We start from the raw sequence: 18,855 nt of genomic DNA on the forward strand, positions 1-18,855 counted from the left end.
AGGCGGAGCATCCCGGCCGAAGAGCGGCAGTCAAGCGCAGCGTGGGGTCACGCTACTCGGACTGTCTTGTCCGGCTGCACAGGGCGGAGCGGACGCTGTGGCAGGGGTCTTGGGCGAGCCGGTCGCGCGCGGCGGACTGATAGTCCGCGACTTCGACGCTGGCGAGGGCCTCGGCAAGGGCTCGTCGGACGCGGACGTCCTTATCGGCGGCGAGCCGTGCCCCGACTTGCGGCGGGTTGCCGTGCCGCGCCCAGAGGATTGCCGCGAACGACCTGAGTGCCCACCCCTGCGCGACCAGGAATCCAACATCGTCCCTCAGTGCGTCGCCGAGTTGTTGCAGGGCTCGGGTCGGCCAGTAGTCCGAGTTTTCGCCGGCTCCGAGAAGTGCGTACGCCTGGCTTCTGACTGCGGCGCGTCGAGCGTCGTCGGTGGCTAGGCAGGCCGCGAGGAACAACGCACGGTCACGGCTGTCCTGGTCGGGGTTGGTGATCCGTAGGAATCCGAGCCGATGGTCGAACCGCTGATCAAATTCATCGTGCTCAGACGATGTAGGCGCCGAGGCACATCGCAGGGCGACCGGGAAGTGCTTGTCGCGGTCGTCGTCGTCGAGATGGGGAGCGAGATTGGACGCGGCGACCAGGTACTCCCCTCGGTCGCTGGAGCCGACGTGGGGGTCGTCGGCTCGCCGGAGGAGCTCCGCGACGGCCGGCTCCAGGCGCGTGGAGGGCATCGCACGAACGAGCAGCGAGTCGCCGACGGCGGTGGTTCCCGTGCTGTAGACGCCCGGCTGGTGGCTGAGGGGGGTAGTGAGGCGGCTCAACGCCTGCTCGACAACTTCCGGCGGGTTGGCTTCGGGATCGTGATAGGCGAGCGTCTCCTGCGCCCACCCGTCATCTTCGGCGGCCAGCTCGGCGAGGTGAGGTTTCGCGATCTCGATGTAATGGTCGATAGCTTCCCGCGCGGCCTGGTTGCGCGATGACTGCGACCGGGCCAACAACGCCACCAAGTGCGGTATGGCTCGCTGGCTGAGTGCCGGCTGGTTGATTGCGATACGCGCTACCGCTGCGGCTTCGTCCCCATCGTGGAGGCGATAGTGATTCACTTCTACCTTCGGCTGCCGCTCGAAGTGGGACAAGACCGTCTCGGCATGTTCAGACGTGAGGCGGTCAGAGATGCCGGCGAGAGCGCTCAGTGCTCCGCGGTAACGAGAGGTCGCGAAGGATCTGAGGTCAACCAGCTCGCGTGCTTCAGCGCCTGCGATCTCGGCGACAATGTGACCCGCGATCACCCTTACCATGCCGTCAGGAATCACGTCTGCCTGCTGCGCGATCAGCCGGTAGGCGGTACCGACGGTCCAGTAGTTGGGGGCCGACAGCTCAGCGGTGATGTCGATAAAGCTGCTGGAGCACGTTTTGCCTAGGTTCTTGATGGCTTCGACGTCGCCCGCCCGAGTGAGGTGACGCGCGGCGACCACCGGCTCGTCCGCCTCGACCAGCACGGCGGCCAGGACTTGCCTGGCCTTACCCTCTGCCACCCAGTCGCTCACCGCCACAGCGTCTCGCAGTGCTCGTTGAGCGGAAATTGCTGCGGAGCGTAGTTTCTGAACGCGTAGCCCTTCCAGAGCCTCCTCGTAGGCGCCCTCCGCAGTCGCGATGACGGGGCGAGTGGGCCCCATCTCGCGTAGCGCCGTCTGCAGCGGCAGCAGTTCGTCGCTTGTAAATGGCTTCCAGCGGCCCCGGAAGGCTCGGCGGCTGAATGTCCAGGTTGCCGCGTCTGTCCAGCGTTGGGCGAGGCACGCGTCGCCGGCTGCCTCGTCCCAGAGGGCTTCTGCCTCCTCGAATCTCTGATGCAGCGCACAGTGCCGCGCATAGCGCGCTGTCACCAGGCCACCGAGGGCGTGCCCGAGGCGCAGCTTCCGCGCGTCCTCAAGAACGTTCGACCAGTCACCGCTCGACTCGGCGACCAGCAGCCGCAGCCGCGTCCGGAGCACTCGGTCCCTGGTCTCCGTCTCCGCCAGCGCGGCCAACTTCTGCCGCTCGCGGGTAAGCCAGGCATGGTCGCCATTCGCGAGTGCCGTCTCGCCGGCAAGGACGGCGAGTCGGACCTGGTCAGCGTGCTCACCGATGACCAGCACACTGGCTTCCGGCAAGGACGCCAGCGGGTCGAAATACAACTCCATCGCCGCGTCGGCGACCTTCACCAGTTCCCTCGCTGGCCCCTCCGTTGCCCCGTCGCGGGCGAGTTCGCGCAGTCGCCGTTGGCCGATCTGCGCGGTTGTGCTCAGCCCTCGGTCGAGAGCTGTCCAGATGCCATCCAGGGTCCGCCGAGCCGCCTCGCCCACGCGACCGAGACCCGCCAGAAGGCGATTACGCTCGTTTTCGTGCTGCTCGGCGTAGCTGCCAAATCCCGCTGCGCGCAGTTTTGCCTGAGCTTCTTCGATCAGAGCCAAGGCGCGCTCGGGCTCCTCCGACGCGGCGCGCGCCTCCCGGAGTAGGGCGGCTGCACCCGTGGTCTCCTCCGGCGTCCGGGCCAGCGCCTCACGGATGGCTACCGCGTCGGCAGTCGGCACCCGCACGGGCTCCAGCTCGAATGGCAGGCAGAAGGCCTCGGCTGTCGGCAGGCCGAAGAACTCGATGACGATCTCCGGCGCGCCGCGAAGGAGTCGAGACAGCTCCTGCCTGTCCCACAGATCCAACGTGATCGGATGAAACTCGGCCCGGAACTTAGCGAGGTCCTCGACGACTTTGGTCGACGTGACCTCGCGACTCACGCCGATGATGAGCCGACTTACTTGGAACGGACGGGTCGTCGACCGGAACTTCGTCACAGCGGCTTTGAGCTCTGCCGGGCCAAACCGCTTGTAGCGCTTGCTCTGCAGTGCAACGCCGACCCCGTCCGGCGCGAGCGCGACAACATCCAGCCCGTACTGACTCTGGCCGCGCTCGCCGTAGATCTGCGCGTGACGCAGACCCTCGACATCGCGCATGACCCGCCACTGGATCCGTTCGAAGTTCTCCCAGGTGAGTTGGTCCAACGGCAGAGACTCGAGTTTCCCGAGCACGGGAGCGAAGGTGATGGCCGCAGGGCCGCGGTGCAGCCGAGAATCGAGCGGAACCGGGGTCCACGACCCTGTAGCTCCTAGCTGGCTATTGGCCTGCGCCGGCATGGGTGTGGCCACCTCCAGTCCATCGTCCAGTGACGAGCCAGATCTCATAGTGCATGAGCCACTCCGCGGCCCACGGTACGACCGTGGCGGCGAGGAACATGTCCTGCTTCCACTGGCCGGGGTAGTACAGGCAGAGCTCATCGCCGGCGTAGACGTGCGGCAGTGCGGCAGCCCCTGCGTGCCGGGCGAGCGGCGGGTCGGTGACCATCACCTCGGGCCGTCGGCCGTGCCGATAGGTCAGCCGCACGGTGTAGATCTGGCTGGCCGGGGACGGTTGCAGGCGGATGATGCACGTCAGCTCACCGCGGTGGACCGCACCGACGGCGTCCGGGAGCAGTGCGGTTATCGCGGCAAGTTGACGGCGGAGGTTAACGGCGCGGGTCGGGGTGCTCGCCATAAAAGTGGTGATCGCGGACCCGGGGGCCGGTGGTGGCGGTGGTGGTGAGCAAGCCAGTGGAGGTCATGCGCAGAGCCCCGGTCTCGCGGCTGTGGCGCATGCGATCACCGTAGCTCTCTACGGACTTGAAGACCGGCCCAGCGCTGAAGCTCTCCGACATCCGAGAAGCGATAACCTGCAGGCCCTTGCCCTGCAGGCCGGCGAGGTCGTCGAGCACAGTGACGATGCCCCGGTGCCAGGCGATGAAGGCCAGGCGCCGCTCGGGGTACTCGTTCCACTTGTCCGCGAAATTCTCCTCCTCGTGCGCCGGGTTGGGCACCCACCACTTGCCATGGCGGTTCTCGACGAAGGAGGTCATCCCGTCGAGCACGGCTCGAGCGCCGGTGAACAGGTCCTGCTCGCCGCGATAGGCCCGGGCGGCGAGGGTAGTGATCAGGATCGACGGTGGCCGGTTGTCCGGGTCGTTCGCGAACCGCAACATGCAGTGCCACTTGAGAACCTGGACAATGCGCTGCAGCGTGCTGCGGACCGTCCAGTCGGGCACGTCGGCAACGTTGAGGTGGCGCTTGGCCTCGACGAGGCTCCGGCCCTGTTCGCAGCGCCGCTTGAACCAGTCGGCGTAGCCGATCGGGTTGCTGTGCTGCCACTCGCGCAGGTTCTGGTCGGTGAGCAGGATGCCGGTGGGCGGGTGCTCGATGTCCGGGATGGTGGGCAGGACGTCAAGGTGAAAGCCATGGTCCGGGTACTCAAGGGTCCAGCAGCGGCGGCGGGACTCGCAGGACTTGGGGCCGTCGGTATGGCCCTGCCGGTTCTTCCAGCGCAGATAGGCGTGGAGCATGTCACCGAGCAACTGCTTGAGCTGGGCCTGGGTGATGTTCTCCTTGCGCCGCGGCACCCGGCAGACCAGGTCAATGTCGTACTCCCCCGTCCGGGTGCTCGGACGCACCACGGTGCCCAGCCGGAAGGACCCCTGGGGGTAGATGCGCCAGTCAGGCTCGCCGTGTTCGGCCAGCCAGGTGCCGACCTCCTCGTAGCGTTCGACGGCGAGCTGCTGCAGGTGCGGGGAGATGTCCAGGGTCTCCACCGCCCCGTCGAGGAGCATGGAGAGCATCTGCTCGATGGTGTCCATCGCGTCAGTCCTTCCGGGCCGCGTGGTACGGGACGTACGCCGGCGCGCGGTGATCGGCGAAGCAGCGGTTGAAGCTCGGGGAGGCGGTGCGGCTCTCGTGGGCAGCCCGGCCGATGAGGTCGTCGGCGTCGACCTTGTCCAAGGCGAGCACCCCGGTTGGCACGGTCGGGTTGAGCCGGAGTACCCGGTCGTTGCTGAGGAAGTGGCGGACCTGCTTGATCGCGCTCTCGCTCTGCGCGCGCATCAGCACCTCGACCGCGTCCCGAGCCCACGGCAGGAGCCCTCCTCCGTCGAGGCGGCGGCTGCGGTGGCGCACGTCGGTGGTGGTGCCCAGGCTGAAGACCCGGATCGCGTCCAGCGGCAGGCCGAGCGGACCGACCGCCTCGGTCAGTGCCACCATCGCCGGGTTGTTCGCCCAGACGCCGCCGTCAACCAGCCGGGTACCGCCCAGCGGCATGCCGGGCAGATAGGTCGGGGCGGCGGCGGTGGCCATGGCGACGTCGACGGCCCGTTCGCGCCAGTCCCGGGTCAGCTGCGGCAGGTGCGGGGTGCGGAACAGGTACACGTCGTCGGCGCCCACGTTGTACGAGGTGATCACCAACCGCTTGGTGCTCTCGCCGAAGGTCCGCTCGCCCAGCACCTCGGTCAGCGCGGCGCGCAGCGGCCCGGCGGCGTACTTGGCACGTACCAGGTGCCGCAGGCCCCGCAACCGGCTGCGGTCACGGAAGACCCGCGGACCGAGGTCGGTGTAGAACTCGAGGATCTCGCGAGGTGTCATGCCCAATCCCAGGCCCAACGCGATGATGCCACCGGTCGACGTGCCGGCAATCAGGTCGAAGTGATCCGTGACCCGGATGCCGAGATCCTCCTCAAGCCGGGCCAGCACGGCTGCGGAGAACATCCCCCGCAACCCCCCGCCGTCCAGCGACAGGATCTGGAACCGCTGCGTCGTCACCCGCCGCCACCCGGCCTCGTCACCGTCACCACCGCGATCCGCCCTCCTCGAGGATCATCAACTTTTGCCTCGTACTTAATATCACGACGCCTGCTTCCGCGCGTGCTTCTACACTCGGAAGGTAACTGTTTCGCCGCGCCAACCGGGCACGACGCGCCGGATCAGCCACAATGCGGAAGTACAAGATCGGGTTGGGAGAGTCATGAGCACGTCGAAGTTCGAACGGGGACGCCTGCGGGTGGCCCGCGAACTCGTCGGGCTCAGCCAGGCACAGCTCGCTGCCGCCGTCGGCCTGACACCGGCAGCCATCAGCCAGTTCGAGAGCGGCGCAGCACGTCCCAGCCCGGAGAGCGTTCACGCCCTCAGCGCCACGCTGCAGGTGCCCACCGAGTTCCTCGCCCAGCCGTTGACCGAGACACACGAAGGCTTCTTCCGGTCGCTGCGCCGGACCGCAGTGGTAGACCGCCGTCGCGCAAGAGCAATCGCCCACGTCGCCCATGATCTAGCCCTCCACGCGACTCGGACCGGACATTTCGCCTGCGGCGACGTCCCCCGCATCCGCTCCAGCGGGCTGGACGCTCCCCGTAGCGAGATCGAGCGGATCGCCGACCAAGTCCGCAAGACATGGAACGTCCCCGCCGGCCCGATCACCGACGTCGTCCGGCTCCTCGAAGGGCACGGCATCGCCGTCATCCGACTCCCGCTCGGAACCGCAGACGTCGACGCCTTCTCACTGCCCTTCCCCGACCACCCAGTCGTTGTCCTCGGTACGGACAAAAATGACCGGGCACGCTCACGCTTCGACGCCGCTCACGAACTCGCCCACCTCGTCCTCCACGGCGAACAGATCTGGGGGATAAAAGAGGTCGAAACACAAGCGCACCAATTCGCTGCGGCATTCCTCATGCCAGCGGACGAGATCCGAAACCAACTACCAACCACAGTAGATTGGCCCAAGCTATTCGAGCTCAAGCGATACTGGCAGGTGTCCCTAGCCGCCCTACTCATGCGCGCCCGCACCTTGGGCCGCATGACCGAAAGCACCTACCTCACAGCCATCAAGGCCTCCTCCGCCCGCGGATGGCGACGCCTCGAACCAGTCCCACTCGGACCACCCGAGACGCCATCACGCCTGCTCAGCTATCTGGAGGCCCCACACAGCAAGAGCGCACGGGCAGCCCTACCGGCCCACATCATCGCCGGCATCACCACAGCCACGACATCTATCGAATAAAGAAACTGATCTTCAGCAAGCGGAGTCTCTACGCGAGTTCGCATGACGCCACCTCTGCTGATCTTGGTTGTTTGGGCTGGTAGGGGGTCTTGTCGCGGATGCAGGCCCAGAGGACGTTGAGGCGTTGTCTGGACAGGGCGGCGGTGGCTTGGCGGTGGGTCTTTCCCTCGGCTCTCTTCTTGTCGTAGTAGGCGCGGGATCGTGGGCAGTGCGTCAGGGCGGTGAAGCTGGACATGCTGAACACCCGACGCAGACCACGGTGGTAGCGGTGCGGCCGAATTTGGTGGCCCTGGCGGCGGCCGGAGTCCCGGGAGATCGGCGCGAGCCCGGCGTGCGCGGCGAGCGCCGCGGGGCTGGCGTAGGTGGTGAGGGTGCCTGCGTGGGCGAGAAACTCGGCGGCAAGGGTGGTGCCGATGCCGGGCAGACTGGTGACGATCTTCCCCAGTTCGTGCTCGGCGACCACAGCGGCGATAGTTTCCTCGAGGGCGGCGATGCGGTCGTTGACCGCTTCCAGATCGGTTGCCATCTGCGCCACGATCCCGGCCGCGGTGGCCTCACCGGCGACGGAGACGGTCTGGGTCCGCGCGGCGGTGAGGACTTTGGCGGTGAGTGTCTTGGCGGCCCGGACGCCGTGCTGGCGTAGGTAGGCCAGGATGCGGGCTTCGCCGGCGCGGCGCAGCGCGGCGGGGGTCTGCCACTGGGCAAGGAGTCGGAGCGCGCCCTTGCTGCGCAGGTTCAGCGCCTTCTCCAGGGCGGGGCTGATCATGGCCAGGAGGTCCTGGATGCGGGCGGTGATGCGGACCCGGTCGGCGACCAGGTCCAAGCGGCGAGAGACGAGCAGCTTCAACTGCTGCTGCACCCCGTCCGCGAGGGTGAGGGTCGGTAGGTCGCCGCGCATGCGCAGGGTCTGGGCGATGACGTAGGCGTCGTGGGCGTCGGTCTTGCGTTCACCGTGGAACGCCTCCGCCATCCGCGAGCTGACGGTGCCGCTGACATAGCGCACCTCCGCGCCCCGGTCGAACAGAACCGCCAACAGCAGCGACGCTGGCCCGCCGCGCAGGTCGACAGCCCAGCGGATCGGCTTACGGCGCTTACCGAGCCGTCCGGCGATGCCGGAGATAGCCTGCTGGTCGTTGGGGATCTTCTCGGACAGAACGACGGTGCCGTCGTCGTCGACGACGCATACGTGGTGGTGGGTCTTGCCGACGTCGACGCCGGCCCACAGGCTGCCCATCGGGCATCACCCTTTTCGGTTGTCTGGTCAGGGGGCGTGGACCCGCCGCGGTTCAGTAGTCACAACTTCGGAAAGGGCGATCGGTCGCAAGTCTCCATCCAGTGCTGATACAGCGGTCATCAGCGAGGGCCGGGGCGTCCTACTCCTAGCTGGCCATGACATCGGCAGCACACACCCAGACAGTCACCCAACCCTCCGGGTCCAACCGATAAACGACACAGTTCGATGTCTGGTGGCGGTCCCGACGAACTCGGGCGGTGGCGGCTGCGTTCCTGCTGCCCGGCGAAGGGCCTGGCGTCTCCGGACACGGGTGGATGCTGCTGCCGCGCGGGGTTGCTGGCGGCGGGCTGGGCGGCGGCCCGCCGCGGCGCTGCGCGTGCTGACCGTGTCGGACCTGCTCGGCGTGCCGGTCGACCGGTTGGGTACGGCGGCCCGTGGTCAGCTTCGCCACGTCGATCTCGCGGGGGCTGGCGATGCTGTTGCAGGCCGACCTGGCCCTGGTGGTCGCGGTGCTGGCTCGGGTGGGCGTCTCGCGGGGTCTGGCCGCTCTGGTGGCGCTGGTGACGCTGATCGCGGTGGTCGGGTGGCGGATCTGGCGGGGTTGCTGGCGGAGGTGGCGTGCCGCCGGCGTTCACCGGGCACGCCGCCGGGGCCGGCAGCCACCAGATCGCGGTCTGCAGTCTGGTCCTGCACGTGTTCGCCGCCGCTCTGTGGGTGTCGGTGCCCTGGTGCCCCTGCTGGCAGTCCGCCGCAGCCGGCACCTCGCCGATGCCGCAAGCCGCTACAGCCGCCTCGCTGGGTTGCTTCGTCGCCGTCACGGTCAGCGGGATCGTCAACGCCGCCGTACGCCTCGGCGCGGTGGACCAACTTTGGCAGTCCTCCTACGGCTGGCTGGTGCTCGGCAGACTGGCCGCGCTCGCCGTTTGCTATCCGTTGGAGGCCAGGCGGATGCCGAGTGCGACGAAGGCGACCGCGCAGATCCGGTTGATCCGCCGGGACCAGCGTCCGTCGGCCAGTCGACCGGCGAGCCGTCCGGCGCCCGCGCCGAGGGCGATGTCGACGGTGAGCTGCACCGCCACGAAGAGCGCCCCGAGCAGCACCAGTTGGGCGGTGGCGTTGCCGGCCGACGGGTCGACGAACTGGGGCAGGAACGCCACGCTGAAAAGGATCATCTTCGGGTTCAGCAGGTTGGTCACCAGCCCGCGTACGAATGACCGCCCGGTGCCGCCGGCGTGCTGCGGCTTGGCGGCGACGGGCGTTCCGGCGCCGCGCAGGGCGCGGATTCCCAGGACGATCAGGTACGCCGCGCCGGCCCAGCGGATCGCGGTGAACAGCACCGGCGAGGCGGAGACGAGTGCGGCGAGGCCGGAGACGACCGCGGCGACGTGCACCATCTCCCCGGCGGCGACGCCGAGCGCGGCGACGATGCCGGCGCGGGTGCCGTAGCGGGCGGCGTTGGCCAGGACGAACATCATGTCCGGGCCGGGGGTGACCATGAGTACGGCGATCGCGGCGAGGTACCCGGCGAGCGTCGCCGCGGACAGTCCGAGCACGACTCAGCCCTCCCCGGCACCGTCGAGCAGCGCCTGACGCAGCGCCAGCCGGTGCTCGCGGCGGATCCGCGCCTCCCGGTAGCGGCGGCGGTCGCCGTCGGTCTCGGGCAGCAGCGGCGGCACCGGGCGCGGTTGCCCGTCGTCGTCGATCGCCACCATGACCAGGTGTGCGGTGGCCACGTCGGTGGGCGGCACGGCGCGGTCCCACCGGTCGGCGGTGACCTTGACGGCGACCTCCATCGAGCTGCGGCCGGCCCAGGTGATCCGGGCGTCGACGTGGACCACGTCGCCGACCCGTACCGCGCGCAGGAAGGCGGTCTCGTCGATGGCTGCGGTGACGGCGGGCCCGTCGGAGTGCCGGGCGGCGACGACCCCGGCCACGGAGTCGATCAGGTTGAGGATCCGGCCGCCGTGGACCGTGCCCATCAGGTTGGTGTGATGCTGGTCCATGATCTGCGAGAGCGTCAGGTGCGACGCCGACGGCGGTCGGCCGGTGATGGTGGTGTCGTGCACAGCGGGAGTCCGTCCTCGGGAAGCACGCCGCCGATCCCGCCGGCGCGCACGTCGAGGGACACGCTCGTGGCGTGTCACCCGCCCGACCCGCCCGCGAGGTCGACGGCAGCGCACACACCTCGTGTACGCAGCGCGGGCAGGTCTTCGGACTCGCGGGCGCGACCGGATTCAGTCCGGTCTCCTACTGGCCGTCGCTTCCCGGACCTCGCGGTCCAGTGCGTGGTGACGGCGGTCGTTCCCACTCACCGCTGCGGGGCAGTCCCGGATTCACACCGGGTTCCCTCTTACGACGCCCGACCGGGTACGGCCGGGCGAACCAGCGCCGTCGGCAGCGTATCGCGCTGCCTGTCACGTACCGGGTGGTCGCGGGGTCCGCTGTGAGGTAACTCCCTCCGCCGCCGCCCGGGAGGGCGATGGCGGGATGTCGGGCAGCGTCACGTCGTCACCACCTGTCCGGGGCGTTGGCGGGTTGGGCGCGGCGAAGGTGACCGGCGCGCCGAACGCGGCCCGCCGGGCGGCGCGGCGCAGCGCGGCGAGGACGGCCGGGCCGGCGAGGACGATCGCCACGGCGGTGGTGATCGCGCGGCCGGTGTCCCAGCCGAAGGTGGAGGTGACGGCGGTGAACAGGGCGAGGCGGTGCAGGTTCTCCAGGACGGGGGCACCGGCGACGTAGGACAGCTGGGTGTCCGCGCCGACGCTGAACGGCCAGAACCACAGGTTCATCAGCAGGCCGTAGCCGTAGGCGGCGAGCGCGCCGTAGCCGGCCAGGACGGCGGTCTCGGCCCGGCCGCGCAGCCGGGCCGGGAGCAGGCCGGCGCCGAGGCCGATCCAGGAGGCGCAGAGCATCTGGAACGGTAGCCACGGCCCGACGCCGGCGGTGAGCAGGGCGGAGGCGAACAGCGACGTGGAGCCGAGCAGGAACCCGAACCCGGGTCCGAAGACCCGGCCGGCGAGGACGAGCAGGAAGAAGACGGTCTCGATGCCGGCGGTGCCCGCGCCCAGGGGGCGCAGCGCGGCGTTGACGGCGGCGAGGACGCCGAGCATGGCCAGGGCCTTGCTGTCCATGCCGCCGGAGGTGAGTTCGGCGAGGACGAGCGCCACGAGCACCGGCAGCATGACGATGAAGACCAGCGGCGCCTCGCCGGTGCGGGCGGTGGTCTCCGGGTGCGCGGGGACGAAGAACGGCCAGGTGAAGGTGGCCAGCGCGGCGGCCGAGGCGAGGATCAACACCAGGGCGGTACGCGGGGCGACCCGCAGGACGCTCACGCCGGTTCCCTGGTCGCGCCGAGCGCGGCGGCGACCTGCTCCACGGTCAGCCACGGTGCCGGGGCGAGGACCTTGGCCACCTGCGGTGCGAACGCCGGGGAGGCGAGCATGACCTCGGCGGTGGTGCCGTCGGCGACGATCTCGCCCTCGGCCATCACGACCACCCGGTCGGCGAGGGTCGCGACGAGTTCGACGTCGTGGGTGGCGACCACCACGGCCCGACCGCTGGCGGCGAGCATCCGGACGACGGCGGTGAACTGCTTCTTGGCGTGGTAGTCCAGGCCGCGGGTCGGCTCGTCGAGCAGGACCACCGGTGGAGCGGCGGTGAGCTGCACGGCGAGCGCGAGGGCGAGCCGCTGTCCCTCGGACAGGTCCCGGGGGTGCCGGTCGCCGGGCAGGCCGGGGGTGAGCTGGTCCACCAGTGCCCGGCAGGTGCCGGCCGGCGCGTCGGTCTCCCGGTCGGCCTGGGCGCACTCGGCGTCGACGGTTTCCAGGTAGATCAGGTCGCCGGAGTTCTGCGGGACGAGGCCGACGTGCCGGCGGGCCTGCCCGGCCGGCAGGGCCTTCGGGTCGACGGCGCCGTCCGGCCCGGTCACGGCGACCGTGCCGCCGTGGCGGGGGCCGCTGCCCTGCACCGCCCAGAGCAGGCTGGACTTGCCGGAGCCGTTGCGGCCCATCAACGCGACGACCCGGCCGGGTCGCAGGTCGAGGTCGACGCCGGCCACCGCGACGGTCCCCGGGTACCGTACGACGATCGCCCGTGCGGTCAGCGTCGGAGGGGTGTCCGCGACCACCGGGACCGGCGGCGGCGCCACGTCGGCGAGCCGGTGCCGCAGGTCGGACGCCCGTCGGCGGGCGTCGCGGACCGACAGCGGCAGCGGTGTCCAGCCGGCGAGGCGCCCCAGCTCGATCAGGGGCGGCGCGATGTCGATGTGGGTCAGCGCCGTCATCGGTGTCCCGTCGTGGACGTGGCCGTCGCCGGGCAGGCACAGCAGCCGGTCGGCGTACTGCAGCACGCGCTCCAGCCGGTGCTCGGCCAGGACCACCGTCACCCCGAGGTCGTGCACCAGTCGGGTGACGGTGGCGAGGACGTCCTCCGCCGCGGTGGGGTCCAGCGCGGAGGTGGGTTCGTCGAGCACCAGCACCCGGGGATGCGTGGTCAGCACCGCGCCGATGGCGACCCGCTGTTGCTGTCCGCCGGACAGCGTCCGCAGTGGCCGGTCGCGTAGGTCGGCGATGCCGAGCAGGTCCAGCGTCTCCTCCACCCGCTTGCGCATCACCGCCGGTGGCAGCGCGAGCTGCTCCATGCCGTACGCCAGTTCCTCCTCGACGGTGTCGGTGACGAAGCCGGCCAGCGGGTCCTGGCCGACCACGCCGACCACGTCGGCGAGGTCACGCGGTGGGTGCGTGCGGGTGTCCCGGCCGTCGACGGTGACGGCGCCGTGCAGGGTGCCGCCGGTGAAGTGCGGGACGAGGCCGTTGATCGCCCGTAGCAGGGTCGACTTTCCGGCGCCGGTACGGCCCGCGACCAGGCAGAGTTCACCCTCGTCGATGCGGAGTGTCACGTCCCGCAGCGGTGGCGGGCCACCCTCGACGTAGTGGACGGTTACCTGGTCGAAAGTGATCATCGGCGGCCTCCCGGTGCCGTCACGGCGCGTTCTTGCTCCGTCGGCGGGTCCGTGAGAGGGACCGGCCGGTCCGCCATGGGCGGCCGACGGACCCGGGCCACGGGCGGTGGCGGCGCCAGCCAGGCCGGTACGGCCGCGACGCCGACGGCGAGCAGCATCAGCGGGGTCAACTCGGGCCAGGTGAGCGGGCTGACCGGAGGGTAGAGCAGTTCCGGGTCCACCGTCCCGGCGAGCATCGTCAGTGCCGCGGCGGCCACCCCGCAGCCGGCCACGAGCAACTCGGCCGGCCGCCAGCGGTCCGGTCGGTAACGGCTGCGACGGACCCCGCGGCCGGCCAGCAACATGCCGGTCACCGCGGCGGCCAGTCCGGCCAGCAGCATCGGCAGCCCCAGGTAGCCGGAGCCGGCGGTGTCGAGCAGCCCGTAGGTGCCGGCGCAGACGCCGACCAGCCCGCCGAGCACCAGCGCCCCGGTGGCGGTGCGCTGCCCGGCGGGCACCGCCGCGGTGCGGCCGTAACCGCGCGAGTCCATCGCCGCCGCCAGGGCCAGGGACCGGTCCAACGCGTCAGCCAGCACGGGCAGGGCGATACCGCGCAACGCCCGCATCCCCCGGCCGGTCCCGCCGCGCAGCCGCCGGGCCCGGCGTACCCGCAGCACGCTCTCCACCAACTGCGGGGCGACCGACAACGCGACCACGATGGCCGTACCCACCGCGTACAACGCACCGGGTACGGCCTTGAGCAGCCGCTTCGGGTTGGCCAGGGCGTTCGCCGCGCCGAGGCAGATCAGCATCGTGGCCAACCGCAGCCCGTCGTAGAAGCCACCGAGGACCTGCTCGACGGCGACTGGGCCGAACAGCCGGATGCCCGCCGCCCACGCCGGCAGCGGAATCTCCGGCAACCGAACCAGCACGTGCTCGCCCTGCCCGCCGCCGAACACGATCCGGAACAGCACCCGCATCACCACGATCACCACGCCGAGCCAGACGTACATGCGGAACGCCAGCGCCCACGGCGCGTCGCCGCGCCGGCGTACCACCACCAGCGCGGCGACGGCGACGAGCAGGGCCAGCGGCAGCGGGTTCGTGGTGTGGCTGGCCGCGGTGGCCAGGCCGAGCGCCCACAACCACCACGCGCCCGGGTGCAGCCCCCGGGGCAGCCGCCACACGGACCAGCGAGCCGGCCGGCGACCGGCGTCAGCTGTCATGCCCGCGTCAGTCATCCGGGTCGGCGGCACGCCGTCGTCGGGCGGCGACCAGTGCGCCGGCGGCGAGCACGACCAGCAGCAGCACCCCGGCGATCGTGCCCAGCGGCAGACCGTCGTCCTCGCGGGACGCGGCGACGTCGGTCACCACGGGCTCGCCCGAGGAGCCCTCCGGTGCCGCGCTGGTGGCAGCGCCCGGCGCCGCGCTGGTGCCAGCGCCCGGTGTCGCGCTGGTGGCAGCGCCCGGTGTCGCGGCCGAGGCCGGGCCGCCCGGCGTGCTGGCCGATGGTGACGTGCCGGCGGGAGTCGACGGGCCGGACGTGCCCGCCGGCCGGCCGGGTTCACCGGGTCCGCCGCCGCCGGCCGGTGGCGGTACGACGGGTCCTCCCGCCGGTGGTGGCACCGCCGGCCCGCCGCCTGCCGGTGGCGGAGGAGGCGGGGGTGGCGGCGGCGGTGGGGCGGGTCGTTTCGGCGCCACCCCCGGGCGCGGCGCGTCGTTGGCGTTGCGGTTAAGGGAGAACGACCAGCCCTCGAAGCTGCCGGCCGGTGGCTTGCGGTTGAGCACGCCCTTGTCGCTGTACGTCCAACTGCCGCCGTTCGGGGCGTGCCAGTACGACCAGTAGGCGCTGGCCGGCGGTGTGTCGACGCACTTCTCCGCCGCGGCCGACGGCTTGCCCTCGATCCGGCAGATGAACCCCTCGCCCCAGCGCAGGGTGCCGCTGATCTGGAAGCCCGCGTTCTTGAGCGCCGCCAGGCCGGTGGCCTGGGTGCCCGGCGCGCAGCGCACCACCGTCCCGCCGCCGAGTTCGTTGAAGTCCACCACGACGGTGACCCCGGAGGCGTCCGGGCAGTAGCCGGCCGACCCGGCGGCCACCGCCGGGCTGCCCGGCCCGATCACCGTGCCGGCGATGACCAGGAGTGCGACCAGCCCGCTCCGGGCGACCCGGGGGCTCATCCCGCCCGCCGCCGGCCGAGCACGAGCAGCGTCACTCCGCCACCGACCAGCAGTAGTGCGACCAGCAGGTAGCTGCCGATCGCCGCGCCGGTGGTCGGCAGCCCGCCCAGTCCCGGCGCGGCCGGCGTCGTGCTCGGCGCAGCGGCGGTGGTCGGTGCCGCCGTCGTGGGAGCGGGGGTCCCCGGAGGGCTGGTCACGCTCGGCGTCGGGCTGACCGTGTCGGTCGGCGTCGGCGACGCGGTGGCCGTGGGAGACACCGTGGGCGGGGCCGTCGTGGGCGAGGTCGTGCCGGTCGGGGTGGGCTGCGGGGACATGGTCGGCGGCGGGTCGAGGCCGATCCGGCCCAGCGGGACCTGGGCCAGCCCGAGCAGGGCCTGAGCGGTTGCCCGGCGCCACTGGTCCCGGTCGGTGTCGGTGATCCCGGCCGCCACGGCAGCCGTGAGTCCCTCGGTGTTGTAGGCGATCGCGCCGGCGTCGGCGGAGGCTGCCCCACCGTTGCCCGCGGTGAGCTGCAGCGCGGCCAGTGCCTCCCCGGCTCGGGCGGCCTCGTCGTCGCGCCCAGCGGCGGCGAGGGCCTGCCCGGCCAGGCCGGTGCTGTTGGAGTTCGCGCCGGTCGTCGGTCCCGAGCCGCCGAAGGACCCGTCGGTGTGCTGCTGGGCCACCAGCCAGCCGGCGCCCTTACGCGCGGCGTCGCCCGCGCCGGTGGCGCCGTCCTCGGCGGCGGCCAGCAGCGCCTGGACCGCCATCGCGGTCGAGTCGACGTCGAGGGTGGCGCCGGGCTGCTCGTCGCAGGACGGCGACGGCCCGTCGGCGGTGTCCGGGTAGAGCCGGAAGCCACCCGCGGCGCACTGCTGCCGGATCAGGAAGTCCACCGTGTCCTGCGGCAGGTCGCCGCTGCGGGCCAGGCCCAGCACGGCGAACGACTGGTCGAAGGTGTTGCTGGCGTCCGGGCCGCTGTCGGCGGTGGTGCGGCTGGTGATCCGTCCCCGCTGGTGACCGGCGTCCGCTCCGGCGATCAGGGACAGGGTCTCCGCCCGCAGGTCGTACCCGCCGAAGTTGGTGGGGTCGGCGCCGGCGGCGGAGGCGGCGTAGAGCAGCTTCGCGGTGGCACCGCCGTCGGTGAAGCCCTCGATGCCCCAGTCGTCGAAGCTGTTGTAGGACCGCACGTGTGCTGCGACCTGCGCGGTCGCCGCCTGCCGGGTCGGCGCGTCGACGCCGGTGGCCGAGAGGGCGACCAAGCCGTCGATGGTAAGCCCCCAGTCCTCGGGGGCGAACGGGCCGGGCAGCGAGCCGTCGGTGAACTCGCCGGCCAGCCAGGACGCGGCGTCGCGGGCGGCGGCGGCGTGAGCCGGGGCGGGGGCCGCGACCACGGTCAGCGGGGCGGCGAGGATCGCGGCGAGGGTGGTCGCCGCGGCTATACCGAGACCGGTGGTGAGACGCCGGGACAGGGGCATCAGGGGTGCCTTTCGCAGAGCGGTCGGTGAAACCTCCGGAAAGCACCCCGAGAAACGGACACCCCGCTCCGCGTGCTGCGGTGCGCGGGGTGGGTCGGACCTCGGCGGCCCGGACTTCACCCTGTAGACCTCGACAGTGGAAGCCGCTCGTCCCGGGCGGGGCATTCCGGCTCGCGAAAGGGAGACTCTCGCTCACGGTTGCGGGTCAGCGCCGGCTTGGAACCGGCTTCCCCCCACACGGGACGTATGCAGTTGTGTGCCCGGCGTGCACCGGGTGCCGACACCGTACCGCCCGGGCGTGCGACGACGCCAGAGCAGCGGCCGGCACCCGGTGCGCCGCTGGTCACACCGCTGCCGGCGGATCAGGGAGCGGCGATGCTCGGCGGGGCGCCGGCGCCGAAGGACCAGCCCTCGACGCTGCCCGGCGCGGGGTTGTAGCTGGTCGCCCCCGACGTGCTGTAGGACCATGAGCCGCCGCTGGGGGCGTGCCAGTACGACCAGTACGCGGTGGCCGGCGGGGTGTTGACGCACGACTCGGTCGCGGCGGTGGGCTTGCCGTTGATCCGGCAGACGAAGGCCAGGCCCCACCGCTTGGTGCCGGTGACGGTGAAGCCGGCGCCTTGCAGGGCGGCCAGCCCGGTGGCCGGGTCGCCCGGGGCACAGCCGACTTGGACGCCGCCGCCGAGCGCGGCGAAGTCGACCACCACGGTGACGCCCGAGGTGCCGACGCAGGCGGCGGCGTGCGCCGCCCGGGGCGCGGGCTCGACGGCGGTCAGCGCGACGGCGGCCACGGCCGCGACCAGCAGACCGGCCAGCCGGGCACGGACGGTGGATCGGTGACGGAACACAATTCCTCCTGAAATCGGGTGAGCGGCGGGACGGGTCACGGGCAGGCGGGAACCGGGGCACCCGGGGCGGCGCCGGCGGCGGACAACCGGGCGTATCCGGTGCCGGTCAGGCCGAGGACGGCCTGAGCGGTGGCCCGGGGCGCGGTGCTCGGGTCGAACGTGCCGCCGTCGAAGTCGACCGCGCCCCGGTGGGCCGGCGCCCCGGCGCAGCCCACCTGGAGCCCGGCGAGGAACGCCCGGGCCCGCGCCCAGGCCAGTGGCCGGTGGCCGTCGCGCAGGGCCTGCGCGGCGAGGCCGGTGCTGTTGGCGTTCGGCGTGCCGGCCGTATTGGCGAAACCGCCGTCGGCACCCTGCACGGACACCAGCCAGCGCAGCCCGGCGGCGGCGTCGGCCGGCCGGTCGGCGGCCCGCAGCGCCTGGACCGCCAGCGCGGTCGCGTCCACGTCGGACGTGCAGACCGGCTGCGCGGGCAGCAGCGGGTAGCCGCCGTCCGGGCAGCGGGTGCCGGCCAGCCAGGACGCCGCCGCCGGAGGCGCGCCCTGCGCGGTGCGGTCCAGGGCGAGGATGGCGAACGACTGGCTGAACGCGTTGCTGAAGTCACCGAACGCCGACCGGTCGGTGAACCGCCCGCCGGGCGACTCGAGGGACCGCAGCCGGGCGACCAGGTCCACCCCGCCGACGTCGGTCGGGTCACCGCCGCGCACCTCCACGGCCAGCGCGAGCTTGGCGGTCGCGCCGGCGTACGCCTCGGTGACGCCGTCACCGACGTAGCCGTCGCGGACGTCCGGCCGGGTGACCCAGGCCAGCGCGTCGGCACCGTAGTCGTCGGCGACGCCGGCCGCGGCGAAGGCGAACACCGCGTCGAGGGTCAACCCCTGGTCGGGGTAGGCGACGCCGTCGAAGACCACCTCGAAGCGTTCGCCGTCGACGAGTTGCCGGGCGAGCCAGCCGGCGGCGGCCTCCGGGCGGGAGACCCCGGCACGCTCGGGGGCGGCGGCCACCGGTGTGGCAAGGGTGAGGGCGGCGAGCGCGCCGCAGAGCAGGGCGAGCAGGCGGTGCCGGCTCAGGCGGACGACCATCGGAAGCGCCTTTCCGGCCCGGCGGTCGTCGAAAGCCCGAACGACGCGGCAGCGCCGGGTCGGCCGGGACTCCGACCCGTGGGCCACGACGGGTGGGGAGCGGATGCACGCGTACGACGGGTATTCGGGCTCGCCGCCGCAGGATGCACCTGGACGGCCTACCGTTGCGGGCCAGCGCCGGACTTCGACCGGTCTTCCCCCGCACGTACGCGTGTTGGTTTCAGTTGTCGCGACAGTCTGGT

Annotated in this window: 15 protein-coding genes, 1 pseudogene and 3 riboswitches; of the genes and pseudogenes, 2 read left to right on the top strand and 14 right to left on the bottom strand. The window is 71.7% G+C overall.

All coding sequences use genetic code 11. The features are described 5' to 3' along the window. Window positions 1-52: 52 nt before the first annotated feature. The 4 genes from GA0070620_RS19085 to GA0070620_RS19100 form a co-directional block, all read right to left on the bottom strand. Window positions 53-3,061 carry a hypothetical protein gene (locus GA0070620_RS19085; RefSeq protein ID WP_157741667.1) on the bottom strand — a complete coding sequence of 1,003 codons (3,009 nt, stop codon included), beginning with the start codon at window positions 3,059-3,061 and terminating at the stop codon, window positions 53-55. A gap of 85 nt (window positions 3,062-3,146) precedes the next feature. Continuing rightward, the gene (locus GA0070620_RS19090; RefSeq protein ID WP_091592802.1) at window positions 3,147-3,563 is read right to left on the bottom strand and encodes a hypothetical protein; all 417 of its coding nucleotides are present in this window, start codon (window positions 3,561-3,563) and stop codon (window positions 3,147-3,149) included. After that, entirely contained in the window at window positions 3,535-4,692 is a 1,158-nt protein-coding gene (locus GA0070620_RS19095; RefSeq protein ID WP_197677470.1) for a nucleotidyltransferase domain-containing protein, read from the bottom strand. Before GA0070620_RS19095 ends, GA0070620_RS19090 begins: the two co-directional genes overlap by 29 nt. 4 nt (window positions 4,693-4,696) lie before the next feature. Then, window positions 4,697-5,647, bottom strand: coding sequence for a CBASS cGAMP-activated phospholipase (locus GA0070620_RS19100; protein ID WP_091592805.1), 951 nt, complete (start codon window positions 5,645-5,647; stop codon window positions 4,697-4,699). Window positions 5,648-5,849: 202 nt separating this feature from the next. Here GA0070620_RS19100 and GA0070620_RS19105 point away from each other — a divergent pair, with 202 nt between their 5' ends. Then, the gene (locus GA0070620_RS19105) at window positions 5,850-6,881 is read left to right on the top strand and encodes a helix-turn-helix domain-containing protein (protein WP_091592807.1); all 1,032 of its coding nucleotides are present in this window, start codon (window positions 5,850-5,852) and stop codon (window positions 6,879-6,881) included. A gap of 28 nt (window positions 6,882-6,909) precedes the next feature. Here the strand turns inward: GA0070620_RS19105 and GA0070620_RS19110 are convergent, their stop codons facing one another. After that, the gene (locus tag GA0070620_RS19110; RefSeq protein ID WP_091592809.1) at window positions 6,910-8,115 is read right to left on the bottom strand and encodes an IS110 family RNA-guided transposase; all 1,206 of its coding nucleotides are present in this window, start codon (window positions 8,113-8,115) and stop codon (window positions 6,910-6,912) included. Between the two features lie 768 nt (window positions 8,116-8,883). Between GA0070620_RS19110 and GA0070620_RS34155 the strand changes: the two are divergent. Then, window positions 8,884-9,027, top strand: a pseudogene (locus GA0070620_RS34155) (CopD family protein); the annotation flags it as partial. A 14-nt stretch (window positions 9,028-9,041) separates the two neighbouring features. On the opposite strand, the gene GA0070620_RS19120 reads toward GA0070620_RS34155, so the two are convergent. The 9 genes from GA0070620_RS19120 to GA0070620_RS19160 all read right to left on the bottom strand — a co-directional run bounded on the left by GA0070620_RS19120 (window position 9,042) and on the right by GA0070620_RS19160 (window position 18,613). Then, window positions 9,042-9,668: a LysE family translocator gene (locus tag GA0070620_RS19120; RefSeq protein ID WP_091592811.1), complete on the bottom strand. Its 627-nt coding sequence runs from the start codon at window positions 9,666-9,668 to the stop codon at window positions 9,042-9,044. A gap of 3 nt (window positions 9,669-9,671) precedes the next feature. Beyond that, window positions 9,672-10,118, bottom strand: coding sequence for an acyl-CoA thioesterase (locus GA0070620_RS19125; protein ID WP_231922441.1), 447 nt, complete (start codon window positions 10,116-10,118; stop codon window positions 9,672-9,674). A 181-nt stretch (window positions 10,119-10,299) separates the two neighbouring features. Then, a riboswitch (cobalamin riboswitch) is annotated at window positions 10,300-10,517 on the bottom strand. 12 nt (window positions 10,518-10,529) lie between these two features. Next, complete coding sequence (locus GA0070620_RS19130; protein ID WP_091592814.1) at window positions 10,530-11,447, bottom strand: ECF transporter S component; 918 nt, start codon at window positions 11,445-11,447, stop codon at window positions 10,530-10,532. Beyond that, on the bottom strand, window positions 11,444-13,075 hold the full coding sequence (locus tag GA0070620_RS19135) for an ABC transporter ATP-binding protein (protein WP_091592816.1): 1,632 nt from the start codon (window positions 13,073-13,075) through the stop codon (window positions 11,444-11,446). The genes GA0070620_RS19130 and GA0070620_RS19135 overlap by 4 nt, the downstream gene beginning before the upstream one ends. After that, on the bottom strand, window positions 13,072-14,295 hold the full coding sequence (locus GA0070620_RS19140; RefSeq protein ID WP_091599007.1) for a CbiQ family ECF transporter T component: 1,224 nt from the start codon (window positions 14,293-14,295) through the stop codon (window positions 13,072-13,074). The genes GA0070620_RS19135 and GA0070620_RS19140 overlap by 4 nt, the downstream gene beginning before the upstream one ends. Continuing rightward, window positions 14,288-15,232 (bottom strand): hypothetical protein, encoded by a 945-nt coding sequence (locus GA0070620_RS19145; protein ID WP_091592818.1) that lies wholly within the window; start codon window positions 15,230-15,232, stop codon window positions 14,288-14,290. The genes GA0070620_RS19140 and GA0070620_RS19145 overlap by 8 nt, the downstream gene beginning before the upstream one ends. Then, a complete protein-coding gene (locus GA0070620_RS19150) occupies window positions 15,229-16,686 on the bottom strand; it encodes a prenyltransferase/squalene oxidase repeat-containing protein (protein WP_091592819.1) in 1,458 nt (485 codons plus the stop codon). Before GA0070620_RS19150 ends, GA0070620_RS19145 begins: the two co-directional genes overlap by 4 nt. Before the next feature lie 138 nt (window positions 16,687-16,824). Further along, window positions 16,825-16,942: riboswitch (cobalamin riboswitch) on the bottom strand. 106 nt (window positions 16,943-17,048) lie between these two features. Then, window positions 17,049-17,537, bottom strand: a complete 489-nt coding sequence (locus GA0070620_RS19155) for a hypothetical protein (protein ID WP_172836601.1) — start codon at window positions 17,535-17,537, stop codon at window positions 17,049-17,051. A gap of 32 nt (window positions 17,538-17,569) precedes the next feature. After that, window positions 17,570-18,613 (bottom strand): prenyltransferase/squalene oxidase repeat-containing protein, encoded by a 1,044-nt coding sequence (locus tag GA0070620_RS19160; RefSeq protein WP_091599010.1) that lies wholly within the window; start codon window positions 18,611-18,613, stop codon window positions 17,570-17,572. Between the two features lie 98 nt (window positions 18,614-18,711). Further along, window positions 18,712-18,836: riboswitch (cobalamin riboswitch) on the bottom strand. Window positions 18,837-18,855 lie beyond the last annotated feature (19 nt).

It is taken from the genome of Micromonospora krabiensis, from assembly GCF_900091425.1.
Classification (GTDB): Bacteria; Actinomycetota; Actinomycetes; order Mycobacteriales; family Micromonosporaceae; genus Micromonospora; species Micromonospora krabiensis.

Excerpts from the sequence above, each read along its gene's own strand:
- GA0070620_RS19090 (WP_091592802.1), bottom strand. The coding sequence starts at position 3,563 with ATGGCGAGCACCCCGACCCGCGCCGTTAACCTCCGCCGTCAACTTGCC.
- GA0070620_RS19095 (WP_197677470.1), bottom strand. The coding sequence starts at position 4,692 with ATGGACACCATCGAGCAGATGCTCTCCATGCTCCTCGACGGGGCGGTG.
- GA0070620_RS19105 (WP_091592807.1), top strand. The coding sequence starts at position 5,850 with ATGAGCACGTCGAAGTTCGAACGGGGACGCCTGCGGGTGGCCCGCGAA.
- GA0070620_RS19110 (WP_091592809.1), bottom strand. The coding sequence starts at position 8,115 with ATGGGCAGCCTGTGGGCCGGCGTCGACGTCGGCAAGACCCACCACCAC.
- GA0070620_RS19125 (WP_231922441.1), bottom strand. The coding sequence starts at position 10,118 with ATGGACCAGCATCACACCAACCTGATGGGCACGGTCCACGGCGGCCGG.
- GA0070620_RS19135 (WP_091592816.1), bottom strand. The coding sequence starts at position 13,075 with ATGATCACTTTCGACCAGGTAACCGTCCACTACGTCGAGGGTGGCCCG.
- GA0070620_RS19140 (WP_091599007.1), bottom strand. The coding sequence starts at position 14,295 with ATGACTGACGCGGGCATGACAGCTGACGCCGGTCGCCGGCCGGCTCGC.
- GA0070620_RS19145 (WP_091592818.1), bottom strand. The coding sequence starts at position 15,232 with ATGAGCCCCCGGGTCGCCCGGAGCGGGCTGGTCGCACTCCTGGTCATC.
- GA0070620_RS19150 (WP_091592819.1), bottom strand. The coding sequence starts at position 16,686 with ATGCCCCTGTCCCGGCGTCTCACCACCGGTCTCGGTATAGCCGCGGCG.
- GA0070620_RS19160 (WP_091599010.1), bottom strand. The coding sequence starts at position 18,613 with ATGGTCGTCCGCCTGAGCCGGCACCGCCTGCTCGCCCTGCTCTGCGGC.